Here is a 24,543-nt window from a genome sequence, read left to right as displayed (position 1 = left end):
GAGGGACAATGACTTGGGCGTTTCTCTAAGGAGCCTTCGATGATTTGAGCCATACGATTGCGTCTATCTTTACGATAAATAAGCCAGTCTTCTTTGAAAGTGATGTCTAGGTCTTGAATTCCGAGTAATTTTTGAGTATTATAATCCATATAAAGCAATTCCTATTCTGATGTTTTTTTGTTCACTTATCAGTTTAACAGGAATTGCTTTTTTTGTGCTCTGAATGACAAAAAAAGCTGTATGGAATTTGAACTTTCCACACAACTTATTATAGAACCAAAAAAAGCTAACCTTTCGGTTAGCTACTTTGCGGAGAGAGGGACTTGAACCCTCACGACCTAAAGCGGTCACAGGATCCTTAGTCCTGCGCGTCTGCCAATTCCGCCATCCCCGCTTGAATACTTAATTAGTATATCAGACAGGGATAGGCTTGTCAATTGTTTTTTGAAAAAAAGTTAGGAAATTTCAACTTTTTGAATCCAGCCCTCTGGAGCTGGTCGATCTCCATACTGAATACCAACCAATTCCTCATAAAGGGCTTTTAGTTTTGGACCAGCTTGATCACCCTCTGTAAAGCGATAGACTGTTTCCCCAGCAGTAATACTACCAATCGGAGTGATAACCGCTGCAGTACCACAGGCTCCTGCTTCAACAAATCGATCCAACTGATCCACATAAACATCGCCTTCTTCTACCGTCATCCCAAAACGTTCTTGGGCTAGGTGAAGAATCGAGTATTTAGTGATCGACGGTAGGATTGAAGGCGATTGTGGTGTTACCAAATGATTATCGGCTGTAATTCCGAAGAAATTGGCTGCCCCCACTTCCTCAATCTTGCTATGTGTTTCAGGATCCAGATAGATAGCATCTGCATAACCCGCTTTTTTAGCCAACATCCCCGGTTGCAAACTAGCAGCATAGTTGCCGGCTACTTTTTGAGAACCTGTTCCACGTGGCGCCGCCCGGTCATAGTCACTAATGACAAAGTTCCCTGGCTGTAACCCACCCTTGAAATAAGGACCAACAGGCATTACAAAGACGGAAAAAATGTACTCATTTGCAGGGACAACACCAATGCCATCACCAATTCCAAACATAACTGGGCGAATATAAAGAGAAGCTCCTGTTCCATACGGCGGAACCCAGTCCGCATTAGCTGCAACAACCTGATGAACGGCCTCAACAAACCACTCCTCTGGAAAGACCGGCATTAATAACTTTTCTGCCGAGCGATTCATCCGCTTGGCATTTTCATCCGGACGGAAGAGTTGAATCGTACCATCCTTAGTCCGATAAGCCTTTAGACCTTCAAAACAGGTTTGGCCATAATGCAAAACATTAGAGGACTCGCTAATGGTAACCATTTTATCCGTTTCAATGCTACCAGGTGACCAGGCTCCGTCCTTGTAATAAGCACGGTAGCGTTTCCCAGTATCCACATAAGCAAAGCCAAGGTTATCCCAATCCATTGTTTCTGGTGTTACTTTTGTCATCACTATTTCCCCCTGATTTAACGTTTTACTTCAAAATAATAGATATCTGGTGTATAAGCTTTTAAGGTTTTAGTCAAAATCCAATCAATGACAAAGGCACTCGCAAATGGAAAGACCAACCAAACAAATAGCATCATCGGAAGCCCCAAACCTGGAAGAGAGGCCATCGGACCAACCAATCCAACTAGACCGAAACCACCCGAAGCTGCCGTTCCACTAACATTAAAGAGAGCTACTGGAATCGCACAGACAGCTGCATTAGCCAAAAAGGCTAATCCCATTACCGGCCGCCGGAAAAAGTTCGGCATCATCATCTTCATCGATCCCAAGGCAATCGCCAACGTTACTCCCGGACGATTGACTTTAAAGGACGCAACCACTAGAACTGCTGTTGTTGCTGCAACTCCCATCGCTGAAGCCCCCGCAGCTACTCCCTCTAAACCAATTGTGATCGACAAGGCAACGGTTGATAAGGGGGACACGATAAAGAGCGCAAAACACATCCCAATCAAGATACTCATCGAAAGCGGAGCCAATGCTGTAAAGCTGTTGATTACTTGACCTATTGCTTGAGTTCCCGCACTAACATAAGGCAGAGTTAGCAAACCAATACACCCAGCTCCCAATCCTACCAAAATCGGCAATAGAATCAAACTCATGGAACCCAATCGCTCACCAATGAGCTGAATCATCCAAACCGCTACGGCAGCTGTAATCATCGTGTTTAACATCACCCCAACACTAATCAATTGAGTTGTAGGCACACCATCAACCGGAACGACCTTCCAGGCTCCTGAACCTAAAAAGCCTGCTCCGCCAACGGTTACCGCTTGCATCGGATTTAATTCAAATTGCAAAGCAATCAAAACACCCGCCATCAAAGGAAGCCCATATTGAAAAATTCTTGCTGCATCCGCAATTGGTTGCAAACCAGTCCAGCCATTAGCTATCAGGTATTTAAAAATTTCACTGAGAACAGCGTTGGGAATGAGGGCTACAATAACAGCTAAAGCAGTTCCTGTTAAAACGGCATTTACAAATGTCCAGCCAGTGAGAGAGCGTTTTGATTCTGTCATAAAAACCTCCTACATTTCAGAGAATTCTGAATATTTTAGTCTATTATAACTATTTTTCAGAAAATTTGCAATAGTTTTGAACTCTTTTTTTAATTTCAAAAAAAGAGGCTAGGACAAAAGTCTAGCCTCATTGACTTTGGTTAACAAAATACCTTTGACGCAGTAGCTGATTAGTCCTTTCATTCGCCTTGAAGGATCCGAACTGGCCCCACTCCCGCACGCCAGCCAAGCAACGGAAGAATGAGGTTATACAGCCTGATCCAACAATTAAAAGTAAGGAGTACATTCTCTAAGGTTTAGTACAAAAAATTTGACAAGATTCCATTTGGAGCCTCAATCAGCAGTAAAAGGATCGGCTAGCTGAAAACCATTACCTGTTTGGTAAAATTGTCCTCCAGCCACATAGTGAACTGGGCGATTTTGAGGATCCACCTGATCCAAGTGCCAACGTCCAGCGCGGAACACTGAATCATCAGCCCAAGCAGCCACAATCCGACCTAGGAAGAGGTCGTAAACCTCTTGATTACGTTGTTCCGGGATAATCTCACAAACCACCCAAGCCAAGCAGTCCTCCAGCAAGGGATAACCTTGATTACTTGGGTCAAAAAAGGACAGTTTTGCTAACTTATCCTCATGGACATGGCGGCTTTTAGCCAGTTCCACAATCAAGTCTGATTGGGAGGCACGAGGGACTTGGAGAACAAAATAGCCACTGTTCTCCATTACCTTCCGTGTATAATTGGCTGAATCCATGATCACGCTGAGAATATCTGTGGCTACGGTGCCTACCCAACCAGCAGGCATAATATTTTTATCGTCCTCGGTTGCACTGGATACAAAGGTCACAGAGGATAAGGCTAAAATACGATGGGCTTTTTCTAAGGGAATTTCCCGAATCATTTCTTCTCCAATCTAAAAGAGGCTGGGACAGGGTCCTTAGCCTCCGATTCTAATGACTAGCTTCTTCAAAAGAAGGATACCAGAATTTATTTTGCGTTTTTAACAGCAGCTGTTACGAAATCACGGTAAAGTCCATCTGGACGGTTTGGACGGCTTGAAAGTTCTGGGTGGTATTGACAAGCCACAAAGAATTTCTTGTCTGGCAATTCAACGATTTCAGCCAGACGGTTGTCTGGTGACACACCTGAGAAGACAAAGCCAGCATCTTCAAATTCTTGACGGTAGGCATTGTTAAACTCATAGCGGTGACGGTGACGGCGTTGCACTACTTCTTGGTTATCGTAGGCAGCAGCAGCTCGGCTACCAGGCTTCAACTTAGCTGGGTAGAGTCCCAGACGGAGGGTTCCTCCCATATCTTCAACATCAACCTGATCACGCATCAAATCGATAACTGGGTTTTTAGTTTCTGGATTCAATTCTGAAGAGTTGGCATCAGCCTTATTCAAAACGTGACGTGCGTATTCCACACAGGTCAACTGCATGCCCAAGCAGACACCAAGCATTGGCACGTCATGCTCCCGAGCATAGCGAATGACTTGAATTTTCCCTTCGGTACCACGCTGACCAAATCCACCAGGAACAATAATACCGTCTGCTCCGGATAGTAGCTTTTGAACATTGTCTGCGGTCACATCGTTGGCGTTGATCCAGTCGATTTTGATTTCGGCATCATTGGTATAACCGGCATGTTTAAGAGCCTCAACTACAGAGATATAAGCATCTTGAAGTTCAACATATTTCCCAACAAGGGCAATTTTTACTTGTTTCTTCAAGTTCATGACCTTATCCACCATTGTTGACCATTCTGTCATGTCGGCGGCAGGTGCATCAATCTTCAAGTGGTCACAGACGATTTGATCCATCTTTTGCGCTTGGAGATTGAGAGGGATCTGATAGAGGTGCTCTACGTCCAAGGATTCAATAACTGCTTCTGGTTGAACATCACAGAACTGAGCGAGTTTGTTCTTAATTCCTTGACTAACTGGCTCTTCGGTCCGGATCACCAACATATTGGGTTGAATTCCCAAGCCCCGCAATTCTTTTACCGAATGCTGGGTTGGCTTGGTTTTCATTTCCCCTGCAGCTTTCAAATAAGGAAGAAGGGTGGTGTGAATATACATCACATTATCTGAGCCAACGTCAGCCTTCATTTGACGAAGGGCCTCAAGGAAAGGCAAGCTTTCGATATCTCCGACTGTACCACCGACTTCTGTGATAATGACATCAGAATCCGTTGTTAGGGCAGCACCCTTGATTTTCTCTTTCAAGGCATCCGTAATGTGAGGGATGACCTGAACAGTTGCACCTAGGTATTCTCCACGACGTTCTTTCCGAAGAACTTCACTGTAGATTTTACCGGTTGTAACATTAGAATATTTATTCAAGTTGATATCGATGAAACGCTCATAGTGTCCCAAGTCCAAGTCAGTCTCTGCTCCATCATCAGTAACAAAAACTTCTCCATGTTGATAAGGACTCATAGTTCCTGGATCGATATTGATATAAGGGTCAAATTTTTGGATGGTTACTTTAAGACCACGGTTCTTCAAAAGACGACCCAAGCTAGCAGCTACAATCCCTTTTCCGATTGAACTCACTACACCACCGGTTACAAAAATGTACTTTGTTGTCATGATTACTCCTTCAATTAAAATAGGGAGGGAGACGGATCAAGCTTGGTCAGTCTGCCACTCCCCTCGCAGGGTTCTTGCTTGACCTGCCAAGATTGAGAGGGCTCAGAGGCTACTCCTCGACTCATTTACAGGCGTTTGCAATCTACCTCTGCATTAAAATGACTATGCCAACAGAAATAAGAGCGGTTGGACTTTTATCTTCAAAAAGATAGCAAAGAGAAACAGAGGATTAGTCCTCGACGTCATCATCCTCATCATCTGCCTCGTCAACTTCGACATCATCTCCCAGTTCTTCAGGAGCAATTTCGTTGATTTCAGCATCGTAGGCTTCTGCTTCGTTTTTCTCATCATCTGGATTCTCATCGTAGTTCATCGAATCCTCGTCATCAGCGTAGTTGTCCTCATCTTCTGGATCATCATCGCTGTAATCAATTGTATCACTATCACTAGCGATAAAGGCATTCACACGTTTCTTCTTACGTTTCTTAGGTGCCTCTTCGTCTTCATTTTCTTCCAAGGCAATGATTTCTTCATCAACCTCATCCACAGCATACCATGAACGAAGACCCCACTTATTTTCACCGAGGGAGATGAAACTTCCATCGACGTTAAGTTCTGTGTAAAAAAGAGGAAGAGCTTCGCGAATCTCGCTATTGCTTTTCTCCAAATACTCTTGAATTTCATTGACTAGGTCACTAAAGTACATTTCGTGATCTCGCCCACGACCTTCTAGGATGGCACGCGCCACTTCGATCATGGAAAGTTCACTTTTTTCCTGTCCAGCAAATACTTCTAATTCCAAAGTCGTTCTCCTTTTTTGTCATTCTCTTTATTGTACGCTATTTTTGAGGATTCGTCAAAAAAGAAAAGAGGGACTTCCGTCCCACCCTCTCTTTACCTTAGAAGGCTAAGGTTTATTTCACTGCTGCAGTTGAAGTAATCAATTCAACAGCTTTTTTAACAGTGATGTCGTGTTTCAACAGATCTGTTGAAAGGAGACTGCGTACTTGCTCAACTTCCATGTTGTAAGCTGCTGCCAAGTCTTCAATTTCTTTGTTGATTTCTTCATCGCTTGCTTCGAAACCTTCTGCTTTAGCAATAGCTTCGATGACAAGGTTAGTCTTAGTACGGCTTTCTGCTTCAGCTTCATATTGCTTATGCAAGTCGTCTTGAGTTGTACCTGTGATTTGGAAGTACATTTCTGGAGAGATTCCTTGACGTTGCATGTTACCTAGGAATTCATTGATAGAACGATGTACTTCTTCGTGAACCATTTCAGCTGGAAGGTCAACGATTTCAGCATTTTCAACAGCTTTTTCAATAGCTGCTGCTTCAACAGCTTCTTGGTAAGCTTCAGCTTTCATTTCAGCCATTTCTTTGCTGTATTTTTCTTTCAATTCAGCAAGTGTCTCAACTTCTTCGTCGATGTCTTTTGCAAGCTCGTCATCAAGGGCAGGAACTTCCTCACTCTTAACTTCATGCACTACTGTTTCAAATTTAGCAGCTTTACCAGCCAAGTCAGTCGCTTGGTAATCTTCTGGGAAGGTTACCTCAACAGTCACTTTATCGCCTGATTTCGCACCAACCAATTGATCTTCAAAGCCAGGGATGAAGGATCCGCTACCAAGTTTAAGAGCGTAGTTCTCACCTTTACCGCCGTCGAACTCAACACCATCTACAGAACCAACAAAGTCGATTACAACTGTATCACCTTCAACAGCAGCTTCTTCTTTGATAACCAATTCTGCCAAGTTGTTGCGTTCGCGCTCGATGCGTACATCCACTTCTTCTTCAGAAACTTCTTTATCTACATCTACAGATACTTCTAGGTTTTTATAGTCACCCAATTTTACTTCAGGTTTTGTAACAACAGCTGCAGAAATTGTCCAATCTTGGCCTTTTTCCATTGAAACAATATCAAATTCAGGTTGTGCAACAACCTCAACTCCTGCTTCCTTAACTGCTGCTTCATAAGCTGCTGGTAGGAGGGCATTCAAGGTATCTTGGTAAAGAGCTTCTTCGCCAAAACGTTGGTTGAAAACGGCACGTGGAAGATGACCTTTACGGAAACCTGGGACATTCAAAGAACCTTTAACACGGTTGAACGTACGGTCCAATTCAGGTTTAATCACATCTTGAGCAATTGTGAAAGTTAGCAATCCATGGTTTGTTTCTTTATTTTCAAATTTCACAGACATGTAGTCTACTCCTTAAAATCTTTAATCTGTATTATTCTATCACAAGTTATCAGTAACTTCAATAATTTTGGAGCGCTTGCTAAAATTTCCGAAGCGGATCCAGGCTATACTCTGCCCGAGCTCCTCCGATCAGCTTGGGACGGCTGGCTAAGGCGGTTACATGAGCGGCTCCCAAGTCGCGAGCCGCGAGCCGAATCGGAACTTGGACATGCTTGACATGCATTCCAATAGCAGTATCACCAATATCCATCCCCAAATCTGCCTGGATATGCTCCACCAGAACAGGGTCGTCCAATAACTGCATCGCCGCTACTTGGCCACTACCTCCGGCATGAGGGGTCGGAATCACATGGACAATTTCCCAGCCTCGGGCCAGGGCCAGGCTCCGCTCGACCACCAAGGCTCGATTGACGTGTTCACAACCTTGCACAGCCAAATAAACGCCTTGGTCCTTTAGAAAAGCATGGAGGGCTGAAACCAGGGCTTGACCAACCTCCAAATTGGAATCTCGGCCAATGAAACCACCAACAACCTCGCTGGTCGATAGACCTAAGACAAAAACCGAACCGTCAGCCGTCTGCACCCGATCCAGCAGTTCACGCGCCAAATCAACAACTTCTACTTTGAGCCTTTCTAAATCAGCCATCCTTCCTCCTTAACAACTTAACCAAGACCTGGGCTAAAAGAAAGCCCAAGAAACTCTGTAAAAAGTTCGGAATCGCTTCGGGCAAGGCTGCTGCCGGCCCATACATCAAGCTTGAAGCACCTGCATAAACAACCACCATAAAGAGACTGGACAGCAAGCCTGAAAGCCAACGTGATGGGATAATCCCTTGGGCCAAACGTCCTTGGCCTCCGTGGGCGACAAGGCTAAATAAACTCCATTGCGGATAGCCCAGCAAGAGGTCCAAGAGAAAACCTCCCAAGCCTCCAACAAGAGCTCCTTGGCGACCGCCAAAATAGAAGGCAGCAGCATAAACACCGACATCCAACAAGGACAAAAAACCTGTCGCAGTCGGAACCTTGATATAGCCTAGAACGACTGTCAGAGCTACAAAAATAGCCGTCTGGCTCCAGTATTTCAGATTATTTGACTGCATATGGACTAACCCCCCATTCATCGGCAGCCTCAATGGCTGCTGTTACAAATTGCTTGGCTGCTTGACTCGCTTGGTTCAAGTTCAGCCCCTGCCCCAGATAGGTAGCTAGGCTAGAAGCTAGAACACAACCACTCCCATTAACACTGCCTTGGGCTTGCGGAGCTTCTAGATAAGAACCCTGCCCAGCGCTCCAGACATAGTCCAGAGCCACCGACCCCGGAATACGCGAACCCGCTTTGAGATAAACCGCTGTCCCAAATTTTTGGGATAATTCCCGCGCCCCGACTTCCAGGTCAGCTTGATCAAGCAGTTCTCGCCCTAGTAGCAACTCCGCTTCTGGCAGATTGGGCGTCATGACCTGGCTAAGACCCGCGATTTTTTCAAAAGCACTAGTCCACTGGCCCAGCGCTTGATCCTGCTTTTCTTTTAAAACCAAAACAGGATCTAAGACAAGGGGCGTCTGAGCCCTTGGCCGCAACCACTGATAGACAAGCTCGAGGTGCTCCAAACTTGGCAAGAGGCCAATCTTGATGGCCGCAAAATCAACGGCAGCAAGGCTGGCCAATTGCTGCTCCAGTTGCAGCGGGGTCAAGGCTTGCACTTGAAATTCATCAGCAACCAGGGCGGTCACGCAAGTCACCGCTGCAAAACCCTTAGCCCCGAGTTGTGTGATGGTCGCCAAATCAGCCTGCAGGCCACCGCCTGCAAAAATATCACTGCCGGCTATGGTTAAGATCTTGGTCATAGATAATCTCCTTTAGGTAGAGGCCTTGGGGGGCTGCAGTCGGACCCGCCAGCTGGCGATCCTTTTGTTCCAGAATCAGGGGAATCTGCTCCACCGGCATCCGGTCGTTACCAATCTTCAGCAGGGTGCCAACCATATTGCGAATTTGCTTATAAAGAAAGCCATTCCCCGAGAAACTGAAGCGCAACAGATGGTGCGCCTCATCCACATCCAACTGCACGTCCGTAATGGTTCGAACCTTGTTTTCCACCGCCGTCCCCGATGCTGTAAAACCTGTAAAATCATGGGTCCCTTTCAGAAACTGCAAGGCTTCCCGCATTTTTTCAATATCTAAAGGATAAGGAAAAGGCGTCGCTTGATTGCGCAGCAGGGGATTTTTCGGCCGACCATAGTCTACCAAGAATTCATAGGTTTTGTGATGCGGCCAGTAACGAGCATGAAAATCACATGACACCAACTCCACCGACCGCACGGCAATGTCCTCCGCGCTCTGCGTATCCAGGGCAAAACGTAGTTTTTCCACATCCCGTCGCCCCGGTAAATCAAAATGCACAACCTGACCCAAGGCATGGACCCCACTATCCGTCCGTCCTGCCCCGTGTACCAGCACAGGCTGACCACTGGCCAAACGTGTCAAGGTTTTTTCTAACTCTTCCTGGACTGTCCGAGCCTCCGGCTGCCGTTGAAAACCAGCAAAATTCTTCCCATCATAAGCAATCACAGCCTTGTATCTGAATTTTTCCATGTCCCTATTTTAACAGGAAACAAGTCGCAGAACAAGACAGAGAGCACGAGGCAGAACAAAGGTCAATCCGTTCACCCTACTTCAGCACCGTTGGCTTCTTACCTAGAAGAGTATCGAATAAGGCCCCCGATTAGACCTGTCAACTCATTTAGATATAACAAAAGGACCTGGCCAGTGTAACACAAGACCAAATCCTTTCCAAAAAATTGTTCACAGAGACAGGGGGAAAGCCTCCCACTCTGTCCCACTCCCTCTTTTTTCGCCATGAAAAGGTCCGTTGCGACCTTTTTCACGGCTCCTTACAGATTAGTTTAGCTCTCCGAACTAAACTAATCTGCATCAAACATTTTTTCGAAGAAGTTTTTTTTCTTTGGTTTGACGTTGAGGTTGCCGGCTTGGGCGAATTCCATGAGGGCTTTGCGTTGGGTATCGTTGAGGTCGGTTGGGGTGTCGACGATGATGGTGACGTATTGGTCGCCTTGGCCTGCGCCGCGGAGGCTTGGTGCTCCTTTGCCGCGGAGGCGGAAGCGTTTGCCGGCTTGGGTTCCTTCTGGGATGTTTAATTCTACGTCACCGTGGACGGTTGGTACATCGACGGTGTCGCCAAGGGCTGCTTGGGCAAAGTTTAAGTGTAGGTTATAGTGGATGGTTGTGCCATCTCGTTCGAATTTATCCGAAGCAGCAACTTGAATAACCACAAAGAGGTCACCGTAAGGGCCGCCATTGTAGCCTGCTTCTCCTTGGCTAGCTAGGCGGATTTGTTGGTCTGATTCCACACCTGCTGGGACACGTACTTCAACTGTGTGAGCTTGGTTTTCGCGTCCAGTTCCATGACAGGTTTGGCAAGGTTCTTTGATTTCTTGACCACTTCCGTGACAGACGTCACAGGTTACCTGGCGGCGCATCATGCCTAGTGGTGTTTGAGTATCCACGTTTATGACTCCTGCTCCGCCACAGCGACCGCAGGTCACAGGGCTAGTTCCTGGTTTGGCACCAGAGCCATCACAGGTATGGCAGGAAGCTTCGCGGCTGTATTTGATTTCCTTGGTGGTTCCAAAAATAGCTTCCTCAAATTTCAAATTCACCCGGTATTGAAGATCGTCTCCCTTGCGCGGTGCGTTTGGATTACGACTGCTTCCCATGCCACCACCAAAGAAGCTTGAAAAGATGTCTTCAAAGCCACCAAAGCCTGCGCCATCAAAACCAGAAAATCCTTGGCCACCACCGAAGCCACCATTGGCTCCAGCTGCTCCGAACTGATCGTAAGAAGCCCGTTTTTGCTCATCACTAAGAGTCTCATAAGCCTCTTGAACATCCTTGTATTTCTGTTCTGCTCCAGCTTCCTTATTGATATCGGGATGGTACTTTTTGGACAACTTCCGATAAGCCTTTTTAATCTCATCTTGCGAAGCGTTTTTCGACACTCCCAGACGATCATAGTATTCTGTGTTATTCATATGTACATCTCTAGGGTTAAGGAGAAAGGGCAACTCCCTTTTCCCTGACAACCCGTGTTCCTAAGGAACACCTTTTTTCCTTTCTTTAAAGTAGGGCAATTTATCACTCTATGGCTTCCAAGAGCAAACGAGCAACAGCCCTGCCTGACATCGGGTTCTGACCAGTAATCTAGCGTCCGTCCCGAAGAGCATGGGATTGGAAGGGGAACTTCTGCTGGAAATTAGCACCCCGCTTCTGTTTCAATGATGAAGGGAACCTTTTCCCACTTGCTAAAACCCGTCACCTGTTTTCCAGCCAAAAGGTAGTAACCAGAGCGATCTTGAACATTAAGCAGACTAGCCAGTCCATGGCAGACAGAAGTCGCAAACCCTCCCTGCTCATAGATGGTTAAGGCAATATCCTGGAGTGCTTGGTTATCCGGAAAATCCCAAATAACCCCGTGGCCTCCTGTATAGTAGATCGCCAGATAATCTTGAGCGGAGATGTCCTCTGGTTTCTTCGATGAGGTCAAAGTCCTCTTCGGTGACATACCATTTTTTCAGGCTTCTAGGATCAATCGGAACAGTTCCCCCTTGCGGACTGACATAGTCCACCTGGTAACCGGCCTGAGTCACCTCTGCTACAAACTCCGTGGCTTCGGCTAACCATAAACCGGTCTGCTCGGGATCTTCCCCATACTGCTCAATATTGGTTAAGACAACCAAGACCTTCCCTTTATTTTCCATGGCTTTTCCTCTTTATGGAAAAACAGAGGCTGGGTTACAACCTCTGATTTCCTATTCCTTCATCGCAGTTGGGATTGACTGACTAGGATGCCTTCAGCTTGGAAGATCATCTGCCCTTGCCCAAAGGTTGTTACTTCTCAGTAAATTCCCCATCCACAACATCATCAGCTGGGTTTGCTTGACCAGCTTGGTCTGCACCTGCTTGAGCTTGTTGCGCTGCTGCTGCTTGCTCATACAATTTCACTGCAAGAGCTTGTGCTTTTTCATTGAGAGCTTCCAACTTCGCTTTCATATCATCCAAGTTGTTAGCTTCTTGAGCTGCTTTTAAGTCATCCAAGGCTGTTTGTGCTGCTGCACGTTCTGCTTCAAATTGTCCTTCTGTATCTTTCAAGGTTTTCTCAGTTGCAAAGATCGCTTGGTCTACTTCATTGCGAAGGTCTACTTCTTCTTTGCGTTTCTTATCTGCTTCCGCATTTGCTTCTGCATCTTTCATCATCCGATCAATTTCTTCGTCTGTTAGACCAGAGTTAGACTGGATCACGATTGTTTGTTCTTTCTGAGTTCCCAAATCTTTCGCTTTAACAGACACGATACCGTTCTTGTCGATGTCGAAGGTTACTTCGATTTGAGGGATTCCACGAGGAGCTGCAGGAATGTCTGTCAACTGGAAGCGGCCAAGTGTCTTGTTATCCGCTGCCATTGGACGCTCACCTTGAAGAACGTGAATGTCTACTGCAGGCTGGTTATCTGCTGCTGTTGAAAAGACTTGAGACTTAGAAGTTGGGATTGTTGTGTTGCGGTCAATCAATTTCGTGAACACACCACCCATTGTTTCGATACCAAGAGATAGGGGCGTCACATCAAGCAAAACAACATCCTTCACATCACCTGTAATGACACCACCTTGGATTGCTGCACCCATCGCCACAACTTCATCTGGGTTAACAGATTTGTTTGGCTCTTTACCAGTCTCAGCTTTAACGGCTTCAACAACGGCTGGAATCCGAGTTGATCCACCAACAAGGATCACTTCGTCAATTTCAGAAAGAGATAGACCTGCGTCTGACAAGGCACGACGAACTGGTTCTTTGGTGCGTTCTACCAAGTCACGAGTCAAGTCATCAAACTTCGCACGTGTCAAGGTCATTTCCAAGTGAAGTGGTCCTGCTTCACCAGCAGTGATAAATGGCAAGCTGATTTGCGTAGAAGTTACCCCAGACAAATCTTTCTTAGCTTTTTCAGCTGCATCTTTCAAACGTTGAAGAGCCATCTTGTCTTGAGACAAATCAATGCCGTTTTCTTTCTTGAATTCTGCAACCATGTGGTCGATAATCTTCTGGTCAAAGTCATCTCCACCCAGCTTGTTGTCACCAGCTGTTGCTAATACGTCAAAGACACCGTCTCCCAATTCAAGAATTGAAACGTCAAAGGTACCTCCACCAAGGTCAAAGACCAAGATCTTTTCTTCTTTATCAGTTTTGTCCAAACCATAAGCAAGAGCTGCTGCAGTTGGCTCGTTGACAATCCGTTCTACTTCAAGACCGGCGATTTTACCTGCGTCTTTTGTAGCTTGACGTTGCGCGTCGTTAAAGTAGGCTGGTACTGTGATAACGGCTTTTGTAACTTTTTCTCCAAGGTACTCTTCTGCATAGCCCTTCAAGTATTGAAGGATCATGGCTGAGATTTCTTGAGGAGTGTATTCTTTACCATTTGCAGAAACTTTCTCAGAAGTTCCCATTTTTGATTTGATTGAGATGATGGTATCAGGATTTGTCACAGCTTGGCGCTTAGCGGCATCACCAACGATGATTTCACCATTTTTGAAAGAGACAACAGATGGCGTTGTACGATTTCCTTCTGGGTTCGCGATAATTTTTGGTTCAGTTCCTTCCAATACCGCTACTGCTGAGTTTGTAGTTCCTAAGTCGATTCCAATAATTTTTGACATAATCATTTGTCCCAAAAATCCAAAGATTCTTGACCTTTCTTTTGTTTCTTTTAAAAAATAAAATTCATTCGAGGATAGTTTTATGACATTGCGGTCATACTTTAATTGTAAACAACAACCATGGCTGGGCGAAGCACCCGCTCATGAAGTTTATAGCCTTTTTGGAAGACCTCGGCGATGGTATCCGCTGGATGGTCTTCGTCAGCTGGCTGGGTCTGAATAGCCATGTGGAAATTTGGATCAAAAGCACCGTCTGTAGCAACTTCTTCGATTCCTTCTTCCTTCAAGGCTTGGATCAAGCTTTCTTGAACCATTTCCAAACCTTTTTTCACATCTTCTGTGAGGCCTTCAACTGCCAGTGCCCGCTCTAGGTTATCCAAGCTTGGGAAAATCTTTTTAGCCAAGTCCTGGCTGCGGTATTTTTGAAGCGACTGGCGCTCTTCATTGGCCCGGCGCTGAATGTTTTGCATTTCAGCTACAGCTCGAAGATACTTATTTTCTAGTTCTTCCAGCTGCTCTTGTGCAACTTCTAATTCTGTTTTTTCTGGAGCCTCCGTGGTTTCCTCCACTAGCTCTTCCATTTTTTCAGTAGTTTCCTCTGCCACCTGGCACCTCCTTAATGCACTTCATAATGGTTACTGCTAAGGTAACGATAGAAATCGGTCAGCTTCATCGTCATAACACGACTGACAGCTTCAATTAAACTAAGTAAACGTTGGTAATCGCTATTCACCGGCCCCACCAAACTGAGGAGTCCATAACCCCGATAGGGGATCAAGAAGCGTTTGCTCATCAGACTCAAATCAGCTAAGGGTTGACTGGACGAATCAGCAATGCGAATCAATTGCTCCTGATTATCGGACCAACCTTCGCGTAGCTCAAGGGCCAGCTGTTGTTCATTGGTGAAAAAGCGATAGGTTTCCAGCCCCACTTCCTGTAGCAGATGCTCCTGGCCTGATGCCACAACTTCTTCTGCAAAAAGATCCGAGAAAAGATGTTCCATCAAAGCGGTGACATTGTCAGGCGAAAGGAAATAGCGTTGGACTACTTGCGGAATTTCTGTTCGAATCTTGTAGTGAATGGAGAGCACCGACTCTCCCAACAAACGATCCAAAACCATATCCCTGAGCTGGTATAAATGATCCACCAAAAAATTCCGAGGAATTACCAGCTCCTTGGTCAAGATTCGAGAATCATCAAGCGTCATCACAGCCAAGGCTGTGTGAGATCCCAAAACAACCAAATCAAATGCCGTTAGTCTCTGATGACTGGGTTCAACATCCAGTACAAAAGCGGCCAGACCAGTCATCTCTGACAAGAGATCCGCTCCTCTTTTGAAGATATCCTTTAATTGGAAAAAATCTTCATCAAAGGCTTTCAGAATTTGAAAAACTTCCTCGGGAGGAAGGCTGGTCAAAGCCATGGAGTTCTCAACATAATATTGATAACCCGCAATACTTGGCTTCCGACCGCTAGAGGTATGGGACTTTTCTAATAGTCCCATCTTCTCCAAAGCCGCCATATCGTTCCGAATGGTTGCACTGGAAGAAGCAATCCCTTCCTGCAAGCGTTTGGAACCAACTGGCTCATGGGTCTCTGTAAAAAGTTCAATGATCATCCTTAGAATGATCTCTTGTCTTTCTGTAACCATGTTTCCTCCCAGTCATTAGCACTCGTGTAACCTAAGTGCTAACTCATGATTCTATTATACAGCATCCAGTTTCTCTGTCAAGGTTTTTTGCTCAAAAAATTAGCACTCTTTTGAAAAGAGTGCTAATTCCCACTATAAACCCGCAAAAAAGCCTGGTTTAGCAGGCTTTTTCGGCTCTATAGGTCTTAAGACTGATTTTGATCCAAGACCTTGCGGCCGTCTTGGCGGTAGGATAAATCGCCGACTTCAAGAACCTGGAATTGACCATATTCGTAACGGATACGAGTCACGCTACCATTATCCAAGGCCACAAAGCGTTGACCATTCAATAAATACAAGAGAGTCCCAATGGTCATACCATGGCTAACCACCAAGGCATTCCCGCCCCCAGCAGCTTCCATTTTCTCAGCTAGATCCTTGATTCCCGCCAGCAAGCGATCCCGCAATTGCTCCCAGGTTTCCGCCCAATCAGCTGTATCTGCTTCATAAATGGCCTTGGCCATATCCTCATAGGTCATTTCTTCCATTGAATCGACCCCCGCAATCCGCGGTAGAATGTTGAAGAAAAGATCCTGATCATAAACGCCGTCATTGGAACCAAAAGACCACTCCCGAATCCGAGCATCATAGGTATAAGGAATTTCTCCCTTCAAGCCCAACTCTGACAAAAGAATATCCATAGTCAGAATCGTCCGCCCCAAATCACTCGAAAGAGCACGGTGGAAACTAAGTCCACGTTCACGGAGACCCACTCCCAATTCGCGAATGCCTTCTTGCCCTTGCTCAGTTAAAGGGGTATCGCTCCAACCTTGAGCCCGGTGTAGGGTGTTAAACATGGTCCGACCATGACGAACAATATACAAATCTGTTGCCATCTATTCTTCCTCCTCTTTAAATCCCGCCAGAGCTGTCACCAACTCCTCCAGGGAAATCCCAAACATGGCCAAACGCTTTGGCAATTGCTTACCGTTGGAATAGCCAATTCGCAACACTTCACCGACATATTCCCGACGTTTGCGACTCTCTGCTCCTGCTAGCAGACCCAGCCGCATCAGATCTGCTTGAGAAATCTGCTCCTGCGGATCTGCTTGCCGGCCCGTAAAAGCTCCGTCCAAAGCCTCCTTCAAAGCCTCAAAATCCGCATGTTCAACACCCAAAGAGCGACCTGCCGATTTAGACTTAGGAGTCGCCTCAGCCCGTCTCAGAAAGGCTTGACCGACTTCTGGAACAGCCTGACTAATCATTTTACGCAGACGCTCCCCATTGTAATCGGGATCAGTAAAGACAATCACTCCTCGCTGCTCCTGCAAACAGGCAATTCGCTCAAGATCCTCTGAGGATAGAGCAGAGCCGCGGGTCTCATAGGTATCCACCTGAAAAAAGCGTTTCAGATTGGCGGTATCATCACGGCCCTCAACCACTACAACAGGTCCAATCACTGGCTTCATCAGTTCTCACCATCCAAACCAAAGACCCGCCAGGCATTGGCAGAAGTCGCTGCAGCCAGCTCTTCTAGGCTAAGCCCCCGCAGCTGAGTCAGCTGCTCAGCCACATAGCGGGTATAGGCTGTCCGATTTTCCTTACCCCGGTAAGGAACTGGAGCCAGGAAGGGGGCATCTGTCTCGACTAAAATTCGGTCTAGCGGTAACTTGGCCGCTGCCTCTTGAATCTCTAGCGCTTTTTTAAAAGTAACAACGCCTGAGAAGGAGATCCACATCCCTAATTTTATAAATTTTTCCGCCATCTCAAGCGAACCGGAATAAGAATGCATGATCCCCCCACGAGCAGGGAGGCCTTCATCCGCTAAAATACGATAGGTATCGTCCAGAGCATCACGCGTATGAATCACTACTGGCAAGTCCAATTCCTTGGCCAGACGAATCTGACGGCGAAAGACATCCTCCTGCACCTCTTTGGGGGCAGTCATCCAGTGGTAGTCCAAACCGATCTCCCCCAAGGCCACCACCTTGGGATGGTCTAGAGCTTCCCGCAAGTAAGCTTCAACCTGCTCATCATAAGTTCCGGCCTCCGTCGGATGCCAACCCAGGGTCAAGTAAATGGAATCCTCATCCGCCAAAGCCAAGGCTGCCTCAATCGACTCCCGATCAAAGCCAACCACATTATGCCACGTTACACCCAGCTCACGCGCCAATTCAAGCTCTTCCTCTAGCCGACCCGCAAATTGTTTCAAGTTTAAATGCGTATGTGTATCAAAAATTTTCATAAACTAACTTTCTATATGTAAAAAAATCAGTAGACTCGAGTTTCTACTGATTTTTTCACTCATTAAGCTGAAAGAACTTTACGTCCCTTACGACGACGTGCAGCAAGCACACGGCGACCGTTCTTAGTAGACATACGGTGACGGAAGCCATGCTTACGTTGACGACGAATTTTACTTGGTTGATAAGTACGTTTCACGAGAATACCTCCTCTTAGATTCTTTGTATTCGTTTAGCCGGCTAGTTGTGATCAGTTACTAAACATACCTTGCTATTTTAAACGAAAAATTCTAGGATGTCAAGGGAATGGGACAGTAAAAATTATTAATTCAGAAAATCAGATATCTTTTAACAGCATTTCAAGCAGTCTGTCACTAAACGAACCGAGCACCTGATTCCTTTTCTCAGCTATAAATTTCTTAGCTTCAGAAAACTCTATAACTTTATAACCACTTTCCTCTATATCTATATCTATAACCACATCCTTTATAAATCCAAGGGCCATACTGCTATATACAAAAAGAACTTCATGTAACTTAGCTAATTCAACATCTCCCTTTTGATATAATCTCAGTAGAAGATGGAAAAGCGTAAAATATTCCTCTGTAATATAGTCAAAACGATTAAAGTCTTCCGTAGAGATTTCTTTCTCAGAATGTTTTGCACGCACCCCGATATCAAAGGAATCAGCGAATAGATACTGCTCTGCAAGCCCTACATCTATTTTAATCAATGAATCAATAAAAGCCATTTCCCGATCATCTTTATTCATACGCAAGTATCCAGACAAAACCAAGTTTTTTCGAATATCCGAATCTAAGCGTTTCCGTGCACTCATCTTAAACCCTTCAGTTGTATCCTGCTCTATACGGCTCCTCAAATCATAAAGTTGATCCATGACCTCCGCCATATCATTGAATTTCTTCTTAACGAATTCGAGTGAGTCATTTTCATCAACTCTGCGTAAATATTTTTTTATTCTCTTCTCAAGCTCACTCAACTCAATCCGATAAGCTACCTGTGGTTTCATATCCTAATATCCTTTCCTAATAGCAGTCTATATCCTAAGATAACAACTCTTTTCCCTCTTACTTGCATAGCCTTAATTATGAATTGGAAAAACTTGATTTTCACCAGTTCTTAATTTAGCTTTATAAATTAACATTTTATCCAACAAATATTTAGATACAGTCATATTCAATGGCGCTTCAACCTTCTTTTCAGGAGATGTATAAACTATTTTAGGCCCTTTATAACGAACATCCTCTAAACATATCGGGCTAAGATATAAATTCTTATCTTTCTTCTCATATTGAAGATTAGTTGTTTTAGAGGTCCCCTCTTGTGTGAGTAGGGCAAGTTGTTCTAAGGATTCAAATTTATCAACTAGTGGTTTTTCAATATACCCTGTTATTGGGCACTTACAGTCCTTCCCCTAAATGATTCATAAAATCTTTCTGAAACAGGTCAAATGAAAGGGCACTCGCCTATCTTCACCTACCAAATATATTCACCCAGCAAATCATAATCATCCACTAAGCTTTCCAAAAATTCCTGGGACTCACTGAAATCATAGGACATCCTTTTCCCCTTAAGCTTACCTTCATCCACCCTATTTCCAACTTCCAATAAAAAATTCATCCAATTTTTTAGTTGCCTTTCATAAGTTGAAACAATTTCGATCAGTTCCGTAACCTCCATTCGAGATGCTCGCTTACTTTGGCTCTTCTCAAAAACTTCAAAAATACCATCGAGAATGGCGATAAACTCTTCATCCATTCGCAAGCAAGTCATACTAAATTCCTCATCGATCCATTTATCCAAACCCCAAGCTAAATCAGCAAGCAAATCATATCCATATAAAATTTCAGAAAATCCCTCAGCTAGATCAAGGTTCAAACGAAGAAAGCGATTGGACAAGTTCTGCCGGTCTCCATCCAAATTCAAACAAGCAAAGGAAATCGCCAAGCGATGTCTGCGTACATCATCAATCAAACGAGCTCGAGCCTTTTCTTTAAAATCTGCGGATTGATCCTCTTTGATAGTCCGTTCCAAGTCTTCTAAGATATCGAGAGTATCCAGAAGCTCTTCACTCTTTTCTTCACGCATTTCCTCAGTATCATCAGCTTCATAGCGAGGAAGACCTTTTAATGTTGAGGTTTCTAATTCTTTCAATTTAATTCTATAAAAAGCATTGGCTTTCATGTTGACTAGTCCTTTCCAAAAAGGAACGGCTCGCTCCTTTTCCCTTTTTACTTGCATTCTATCTTCAACGTGCTATGATAGTGTTATAAGAGGTGGTCCAACGACCACCCCGTAGCGCCGTTTAAGACGGTAATTCATTGAGCTAACAAAAAAGCGTTAACCAACTGGTCAAAGTTTTCGGTTAACGTTTTTTGTTATGTTTCCCTCATTTATTGACAGAAGCGAGCTTGGACAAAACATTTACTATCATGACAAGTTTGTACAAAAGCTCTATCAATTCGAGTACTGACATGAACATCCCCTTTCTTTTAGGATAAGAAATGTCGACCTGCGTTAATAATTAACGCATAGGCACCACATCCTTTCCAAAGTAAAAGGAGTCACCGAATGAACTTTGCTACCCTTCCATCTTAACAAATTAATCTAAAAAAAGGAAAGATTTTCCAATTTCAAAAGCAATGATTTTACATCCCTGAAATAAATGAAGCTCTGCATCATCCTAACCTCTAAAACAAGAAGCACTAGCCAGTACTCGTCAAAGTAGGACAGCTAATACTCCTTATAGTCATTTAGTTTCTATTTTATTAGACTTCCTACAAAACAGTGACAGAACCTAAGATTTATCGGGGTCATCACTTGAAAAAGACTGAGTTACAAAATGCTTCAGTGTGATTATGCGATCTCTCCTGCTGAGAAATGGGATCTAATACATTAGTTCCGCAGGAAGTCTATTACTGCATTGGCTCGTCTCGCCTTACCTATTTGAAATTTTCTTCGAAATATTTATCAACAAACTCAAAACCTCTCCATTTCGCGGAGAGGTTTTGAGTTTAAACTAATTCTCGTTCTTCTTCAACATCCACTACAACATAACGATTGGGCTCATCTCCTTCTGAATAAGAGGTGACACCATCGATTTTAGAGATGATGCGATGAATGATTTTCCGTTCGCTATTCGACATCGGGTCTGTTTCCATAGCTCGGCCTTCTTCTAGCACGCGTAAGGCTAGTTTTTGAGCATAACTTTGGAGAACCTCGGCCCGGTGCTCCACATAGTCATTGACATTAATCGAGATGAAAAGGGTGCGCCCATAAAGGTTATAAAGGTAGTTTTGAGCTAGGAGCTGCAAGGATTTGAGTACCTTGCCATGATAACCAATCACGCGCCCTGGCTCATTGGTATCGATTTGGAAGTAGATCGTTCGACGACTGATAGAGGCTGAAACGCTCGCCTCCACATCCATTTCCTTCAGAATAACTTCCAAATAGGACTGAGCCTGATCCATTTGTTCTTCTTCCAGGCTATCGCGCTCACGCCGAACAAAGGAAACCGCTTCGGGTTCAGCCTCGCCCTCAACAACTGCAACTGGTTCCTGCTCTTGAACCACAAGATCCTGGACAGCAGGCTCAGTAACCTCAGCTGCCTCCTGGACTACTGGTGTCTCCATCGGATCCGCTTCCGACTCAGTTTCAAGCACCTCTGCTACCTCCACTGCTTCCACCTCAGCGAGGGGTTCAGAGGTCTGTGGGCTTGCAATTTCAACGTCTACCACTTCTTCTGGCTCAGAAGCTTCAACAAGGGTTTCCTTCTGCTCTTCCACTAAATCTTCCTTAGACAGATCACGCGGGAAGAGAATGCTGAGTTTGCCGGTTTCGGCTAATTTCGAGATAGCTTCCGTCATATCTTCCTGGGATTGACTTTCAGCTGGAACATCCTCTTCCAGAGCTTCCACTAGGGGAGCTTGAAGGGGAGTTGTATCTTCGAGGTCATCATAGTCCGTGAAAGTTAAGGCTTCCATTTCAACCTGGGCCAATTTTTTGCCCAATCCTAAAAAACCAGATTTTTCACGAGTCAAGACCTTGATTCGAACTTTCATCCGTGGGAGGCCTAGGTCCTCTAGTCCATTTTTAATTGCTTCCTCAACAGTAGCTCCTGTATAAAGTGCCATAAGTAAACTCCTTTATCGCTTTACTTTTTCTTTCTCTTTTTCTGTGCCTTGCGGATGGCTTTGCGTTCTGCAACGACTTTTTGCTTGGCCTCATCTTCCTCGCGTTGGCGTTCAGCCACTATTTTGAAAGGATTGTTCAAAAATAGCGTCTGCCCAACTTGGTAGGCATTGGAGATAGTCCAGTAGAGAGCCACCCCACTTGCCACTGAGAGCGAGAGGAAGAAAATCATCACCGGCATGATATAGGTCATGCTGGAGGTTAGTCCATTTTTTTCTTTTAAAGCATAAGTAGATAACCAAGAAGCCCCAAAGGTGAGTGCTGCAGCCAAAAATGGGAGAATCAAGTAAGGGTCGGGTTGGCTAAGATCCAACCACAAGAAGTGGGCTCCTTGCAAAATGTCCACCCGTGTGAGGGACTGGTAGAAAGCCAATAAAATCGGTAACTGAACAAAGAGGGGGATAAAGGCCGCAAAGGGACGAACACCCTGCTCCGCATAAAGAGCCTGCGTCTTACGCGCCAACTCTTCCTGACCTTCGCGACCACGGCCACGATATTCCTCTTGCAGAGCTCGAAGAGCAGGCTGAATTTCCTGCATTTTCTGAGAAGATTTGGTTTGATACTGGAAGACCGGTAAGAGCAACGTTCGCAATACCAGGGTCATAAGAATAATTCCTAGACCTACATTACCACCTAAGGAAAGTCCATTGATGGTCTCCGCAAATAAATAAACCAATTTCTCCCAAAGTCCAGAGGACTGACTGGTCACCTGAGAGGTCCCACAGGCTGTGAGCGTAACCAAGGCCACTCCCATAAGTCCGATACTAAAAATTTTCTTTCTCTTCACATTCATCTTCCTTTTGATAAATCGCAGCCAGCTTGAGAACATGGAGCAAATTCTGCTCCATCTCCGCATAAGACAATTCCTCAACCCCTTTACGGGCAATCAACAAAATATCCACAGGCGCTAAATGATCTTGGTGTTTCTGAAGAAGGTGGCGCAGATGCCGCTTGATATGATTTCGCATTACTGCATTCCCCAACCGTTTGCTTACGGAAAGCCCCACTCTAAAGTGCTTCAAGTCGCTATCCATCTGATAAACCACAAACTTCCGATTAGCCTTATTTCGCTTCTGGGCTAACAAAGCCTTAAAATCTTGATTTCTTTTGATACGATAGCTTTTTTTCACAATCTTCTTCCTTCATCAAAATTAGTATTATTATACCACAATTTCCAATAAATCCAATACTATCAAGGGATAGAGACAAAAAAGCAAGCGAAAACAATCTGTTTTCACCTGCTCAAGAGCTCTATAGCCGTTATTTTTCTTCTTTTTTGGTTTTTCCAAGGAGGAATCCCAGACCAAGAAGAGACAACAACCACGTCAAAAAGGTTAGCACTGGATTACTTGACTCCCCTGTATTCGGAAGTTCCTGCGCCTGTGTTTCTCCCTCAATAGCCACAGACTCTTTCCTCAGAGCGGCATTCTCCACAGTCGCGGACTGTCCAGACTCTTCCCAGGTCACCTGTTGTCCAGGTTCCACTGGGGTTACCGGCTGCTCTGGCTCCACCGGAGTTACCGGCTGCTCAGGCTCCACCGGAGTTACCGGTCTCTCAGGTTCCACTGGAATTACTGGCTGCTCAGGCTCCACCGGAGTTACCGGCTGCTCAGGCTCCACCGGAGTTACCGGTCTCTCAGGTTCAACTGGGGTTACCGGCTGCTCTGGTTCAACCGGGGTTACTGGCTGTTCTGGTTCAACTGGGATTACCGGCTGTTCTGGTTCAACTGAGGTTGCCGGTTGCTCGGGTTCAACCGGAGTTACCGGCTGCTCGGGTTCAACCGGGGTTACTGGCTGCTCGGGTTCAACTGGGGTTACTGGCTGCTCAGGTTCAACTGGGGTTACTGGCTGCTCGGGCTCCACCGGAGTTACCGGCTGCTCAGGCTCCACCGGAGTTACCGGTCTCTCAGGTTCAACTGGGGTTACCGGTTGCTCGGGTTCAACTGGGGTTACTGGCTGCTCGGGTTCAACCGGAGTTACCGGTTGCTCGGGTTCAACCGGAGTTACCGGTTGCTCGGGTTCAACCGAGGTTACTGGCTGCTCGGGTTCAACCGGAGTTACCGGTCTCTCAGGTTCAACTGGGGTTACCGGTTGCTCGGGTTCAACTGGGGTTACTGGCTGCTCGGGCTCCACCGGAGTTACCGGCTGCTCAGGCTCCACCGGAGTTACCGGTCTCTCAGGTTCAACTGGGGTTGCCGGTTGCTCGGGTTCAACCGGGGTTACCGGCTGCTCGGGTTCAACCGGAGTTACCGGCTGCTCGGGTTCAACCGGAGTTACCGGTTGCTCGGGTTCAACCGAGGTTACTGGCTGCTCGGGTTCAACCGGAGTTACCGGTCTCTCAGGTTCAACTGGGGTTACCGGTTGCTCGGGTTCAAC

The 24,543-nt window shown here is 45.6% G+C and carries 24 protein-coding genes, 1 tRNA gene and 1 pseudogene; all 26 read right to left on the bottom strand.

Going from position 1 to position 24,543, the window contains the following annotated elements; all coding sequences use genetic code 11:
• Window positions 1–308: 308 nt before the first annotated feature.
• A tRNA-Leu gene (locus E5983_RS03135) sits at window positions 309–394 on the bottom strand.
• 61 nt (window positions 395–455) lie between these two features.
• The gene (locus E5983_RS03130) at window positions 456–1,493 is read right to left on the bottom strand and encodes a branched-chain amino acid aminotransferase (protein WP_160332463.1); all 1,038 of its coding nucleotides are present in this window, start codon (window positions 1,491–1,493) and stop codon (window positions 456–458) included.
• Window positions 1,494–1,510: 17 nt separating this feature from the next.
• Window positions 1,511–2,569, bottom strand: a complete 1,059-nt coding sequence (locus E5983_RS03125; protein ID WP_160332462.1) for a PTS sugar transporter subunit IIC — start codon at window positions 2,567–2,569, stop codon at window positions 1,511–1,513.
• 333 nt (window positions 2,570–2,902) lie between these two features.
• Complete coding sequence (locus E5983_RS03120; protein WP_160332461.1) at window positions 2,903–3,469, bottom strand: flavin reductase family protein; 567 nt, start codon at window positions 3,467–3,469, stop codon at window positions 2,903–2,905.
• A gap of 86 nt (window positions 3,470–3,555) precedes the next feature.
• Window positions 3,556–5,163 carry a CTP synthase gene (locus tag E5983_RS03115; RefSeq protein WP_160332460.1) on the bottom strand — a complete coding sequence of 536 codons (1,608 nt, stop codon included), beginning with the start codon at window positions 5,161–5,163 and terminating at the stop codon, window positions 3,556–3,558.
• Between the two features lie 229 nt (window positions 5,164–5,392).
• A complete protein-coding gene (rpoE, locus tag E5983_RS03110; RefSeq protein WP_160332459.1) occupies window positions 5,393–5,965 on the bottom strand; it encodes a DNA-directed RNA polymerase subunit delta in 573 nt (190 codons plus the stop codon).
• A gap of 112 nt (window positions 5,966–6,077) precedes the next feature.
• The gene (gene tig / locus E5983_RS03105; RefSeq protein WP_160332458.1) at window positions 6,078–7,361 is read right to left on the bottom strand and encodes a trigger factor; all 1,284 of its coding nucleotides are present in this window, start codon (window positions 7,359–7,361) and stop codon (window positions 6,078–6,080) included.
• 79 nt (window positions 7,362–7,440) lie between these two features.
• On the bottom strand, window positions 7,441–8,007 hold the full coding sequence (locus tag E5983_RS03100) for a TIGR01440 family protein (protein WP_160332457.1): 567 nt from the start codon (window positions 8,005–8,007) through the stop codon (window positions 7,441–7,443).
• On the bottom strand, window positions 8,000–8,461 hold the full coding sequence (locus E5983_RS03095) for an ECF transporter S component (RefSeq protein ID WP_160332456.1): 462 nt from the start codon (window positions 8,459–8,461) through the stop codon (window positions 8,000–8,002). Before E5983_RS03095 ends, E5983_RS03100 begins: the two co-directional genes overlap by 8 nt.
• Window positions 8,448–9,206 carry a bifunctional hydroxymethylpyrimidine kinase/phosphomethylpyrimidine kinase gene (locus tag E5983_RS03090; RefSeq protein WP_160332455.1) on the bottom strand — a complete coding sequence of 253 codons (759 nt, stop codon included), beginning with the start codon at window positions 9,204–9,206 and terminating at the stop codon, window positions 8,448–8,450. Before E5983_RS03090 ends, E5983_RS03095 begins: the two co-directional genes overlap by 14 nt.
• Window positions 9,175–9,951, bottom strand: a complete 777-nt coding sequence (truA, locus tag E5983_RS03085) for a tRNA pseudouridine(38-40) synthase TruA (protein ID WP_160332454.1) — start codon at window positions 9,949–9,951, stop codon at window positions 9,175–9,177. Before truA ends, E5983_RS03090 begins: the two co-directional genes overlap by 32 nt.
• A gap of 329 nt (window positions 9,952–10,280) precedes the next feature.
• Window positions 10,281–11,408 (bottom strand): molecular chaperone DnaJ, encoded by a 1,128-nt coding sequence (dnaJ, locus tag E5983_RS03080; RefSeq protein ID WP_160332453.1) that lies wholly within the window; start codon window positions 11,406–11,408, stop codon window positions 10,281–10,283.
• Window positions 11,409–11,511: 103 nt separating this feature from the next.
• Window positions 11,512–12,134, bottom strand: a pseudogene (locus E5983_RS03075) (type 1 glutamine amidotransferase domain-containing protein).
• 130 nt (window positions 12,135–12,264) lie between these two features.
• Window positions 12,265–14,082 (bottom strand): molecular chaperone DnaK, encoded by a 1,818-nt coding sequence (gene dnaK, locus E5983_RS03070; RefSeq protein WP_160332452.1) that lies wholly within the window; start codon window positions 14,080–14,082, stop codon window positions 12,265–12,267.
• Window positions 14,083–14,183: 101 nt separating this feature from the next.
• On the bottom strand, window positions 14,184–14,687 hold the full coding sequence (gene grpE, locus E5983_RS03065) for a nucleotide exchange factor GrpE (RefSeq protein ID WP_160332451.1): 504 nt from the start codon (window positions 14,685–14,687) through the stop codon (window positions 14,184–14,186).
• A gap of 11 nt (window positions 14,688–14,698) precedes the next feature.
• Entirely contained in the window at window positions 14,699–15,733 is a 1,035-nt protein-coding gene (gene hrcA, locus E5983_RS03060) for a heat-inducible transcriptional repressor HrcA (RefSeq protein WP_160332450.1), read from the bottom strand.
• Between the two features lie 185 nt (window positions 15,734–15,918).
• Window positions 15,919–16,608, bottom strand: coding sequence for a histidine phosphatase family protein (locus E5983_RS03055; protein WP_160332449.1), 690 nt, complete (start codon window positions 16,606–16,608; stop codon window positions 15,919–15,921).
• Window positions 16,609–17,184, bottom strand: a complete 576-nt coding sequence (rnmV, locus tag E5983_RS03050) for a ribonuclease M5 (protein WP_414486755.1) — start codon at window positions 17,182–17,184, stop codon at window positions 16,609–16,611. It lies immediately after the preceding gene.
• Window positions 17,181–17,957: a TatD family hydrolase gene (locus tag E5983_RS03045; protein WP_160332447.1), complete on the bottom strand. Its 777-nt coding sequence runs from the start codon at window positions 17,955–17,957 to the stop codon at window positions 17,181–17,183. The genes rnmV and E5983_RS03045 overlap by 4 nt, the downstream gene beginning before the upstream one ends.
• 62 nt (window positions 17,958–18,019) lie before the next feature.
• A complete protein-coding gene (gene rpmH, locus E5983_RS03040; protein ID WP_002885866.1) occupies window positions 18,020–18,154 on the bottom strand; it encodes a 50S ribosomal protein L34 in 135 nt (44 codons plus the stop codon).
• A gap of 138 nt (window positions 18,155–18,292) precedes the next feature.
• Window positions 18,293–18,985: a hypothetical protein gene (locus tag E5983_RS03035; protein ID WP_160332446.1), complete on the bottom strand. Its 693-nt coding sequence runs from the start codon at window positions 18,983–18,985 to the stop codon at window positions 18,293–18,295.
• A 467-nt stretch (window positions 18,986–19,452) separates the two neighbouring features.
• Window positions 19,453–20,217 carry a hypothetical protein gene (locus tag E5983_RS03030; protein WP_160332445.1) on the bottom strand — a complete coding sequence of 255 codons (765 nt, stop codon included), beginning with the start codon at window positions 20,215–20,217 and terminating at the stop codon, window positions 19,453–19,455.
• Window positions 20,218–20,990: 773 nt separating this feature from the next.
• On the bottom strand, window positions 20,991–22,109 hold the full coding sequence (gene jag, locus E5983_RS03025; protein ID WP_160332444.1) for an RNA-binding cell elongation regulator Jag/EloR: 1,119 nt from the start codon (window positions 22,107–22,109) through the stop codon (window positions 20,991–20,993).
• Between the two features lie 20 nt (window positions 22,110–22,129).
• A complete protein-coding gene (locus E5983_RS03020) occupies window positions 22,130–22,921 on the bottom strand; it encodes a YidC/Oxa1 family membrane protein insertase (protein ID WP_331251089.1) in 792 nt (263 codons plus the stop codon).
• Between the two features lie 10 nt (window positions 22,922–22,931).
• Window positions 22,932–23,297 carry a ribonuclease P protein component gene (gene rnpA / locus E5983_RS03015; RefSeq protein WP_160332442.1) on the bottom strand — a complete coding sequence of 122 codons (366 nt, stop codon included), beginning with the start codon at window positions 23,295–23,297 and terminating at the stop codon, window positions 22,932–22,934.
• A 130-nt stretch (window positions 23,298–23,427) separates the two neighbouring features.
• The coding region (locus E5983_RS09695; protein WP_202056342.1) for an LPXTG cell wall anchor domain-containing protein at window positions 23,428–24,543 on the bottom strand (1,116 nt) is incomplete at its 5' end.

The organism is Streptococcus danieliae, from assembly GCF_009767945.1.
GTDB classification, from domain to species: domain Bacteria; phylum Bacillota; class Bacilli; order Lactobacillales; family Streptococcaceae; genus Streptococcus; species Streptococcus danieliae.
Note: the sequence above shows the minus strand (reverse complement) of the source record. Positions and strands in the feature narration are given on the sequence as shown.